The sequence below is a fragment of the Psychromonas antarctica genome, assembly GCF_022267535.1.
Classification (GTDB): Bacteria; Pseudomonadota; Gammaproteobacteria; order Enterobacterales; family Psychromonadaceae; genus Psychromonas; species Psychromonas antarctica.
This window is the reverse complement of sequence record NZ_JAHNZV010000236.1, coordinates 1-1,534: the sequence shown is the minus strand read 5'-3', so window position 1 is coordinate 1,534 and position 1,534 is coordinate 1. Positions and strand designations below refer to the sequence as shown.

Annotated in this window: 1 protein-coding gene; it reads right to left on the bottom strand. The window is 36.6% G+C overall.

The genetic code is table 11. The features are described from left to right. Window positions 1–548 precede the first annotated feature (548 nt). A complete protein-coding gene (locus KSO91_RS17215) occupies window positions 549–1,136 on the bottom strand; it encodes a plasmid-related protein (protein WP_238744248.1) in 588 nt (195 codons plus the stop codon). Between the last annotated feature and the right edge of the window lie 398 nt (window positions 1,137–1,534).

The window sequence follows — 1,534 nt, the reverse complement described above, 5'->3', positions numbered from 1 at the left end:
ATATAAAAATGTGTGTGATGTTTATATCTTGTCCCCTACGTACTAATGACACTCTAGGCTGAAAGGCTTATAAGGCAAGGAGCTTGACGCTTTGTGATATACGAAGAAAACCAACAGAGCAAAACATTCACCACGAACTTACAGCTTAGAATGCACCAGATTAATCATCTACTGTCTTCCCGTGTTGAAATTAACTACCCGTTGGTTAAGAGAATGTCGAGAAATTAACGCCCGTTATTTTGCTTTATAGAAAGGCAATAAAAATAACGGCATGAACAAGGTAAATTCATACCTGTAAATTTCAGCAGGAATTGAAACTGGCTGGTTGTGTCGGTAATAATGATGTGAACTTGCGATATAACTTATTAAGATTTCTACGCCAGAGCTGTTTATGCTGAACAAGTCTTGATGGGATTTATTGAATTTTAATTGAAATGAAATTAACTATTATATAATCACCAATACAACAGATGCTCGCGAAGCTACGCTCTGTTGTATTGGTGATTATTATTAAAGATATATTTTAAAATTAGCTGTAAATAGCAATCCTAAAAACGAATACCAACAATTTTACCATTTTCATCTTCAGCAGGAAGATGATAAAGATCAACCGCAGTACCTTGTAACCATATATATATCGGCTTCCAAAATACTTCCCCTTTAAGCAATTCAAGCACTTCCTTTAAGGATGAACCACCCAAGTTCTCCGGCAACCTAAAATAGCGAAAATCACTAGCAAACTCTTCACCATACTCATACAGTTCTTCAGGTGATAAAGACTCTTTATTAAGGTGACCTAATTCATCATCTTCATCAACCAAATTAGAATATATCTCAAGCATTTTGGGTTTAATTGCAAGCTCAAGATATGAGTCATAGATTAATAGCTCATCATCAAAACCTATTTCTTCAGCCTCTTTGAAGTCGAATGCTAAAACACATCCCTTGCTAATAGCTAGGTCAGATGCTTTACAGGGTGCATTACACAAAGTAACTTGATGCCAATGATCAAAGCCACATCTTTTAGCAATTACTTCTAACGCTTCTGTATGGGGAATATTCTGCTCTCGTTTGATTTCACGAGCCTTTTGCTTGAATTTTTCAATTTGGACTGATGTTACGATTCTTGGGATCATATGTTTCTCCTTTATGACGAAAACGGTACCCACTGCCGAGGTCGTAAAGAAAAACCATAGCGTAATGATTGGAAGTAAAAGTCGTCCTATTCGGGTTTGCTGATGTGGGTAGCAGGTTTCGACTAAAACCTGAATATGATTCTAACCCTAAGATTTAAAAACATCAATTGCCAGTTGGTGATTGGTGATCTTGATATAGAAACAATACTATTTAAATGATGAAGGATATGTGGAAGTTACAGCGATTACGGAAGCTTTAATTTCAGCCATAGAGGGTGTAAAACAAACTGTGTAAATGCCCGTTAGATATGGGGAGCTAGTTGCTCCTCAAATTCGATTATAAAGCGATTTAAGGCGGGTTTCCAATTCCTTATTGGCATAGTCCACTTTTTAGACGC

Excerpts from the sequence above, each read along its gene's own strand:
- KSO91_RS17215 (WP_238744248.1), bottom strand. The coding sequence starts at position 1,136 with ATGATCCCAAGAATCGTAACATCAGTCCAAATTGAAAAATTCAAGCAA.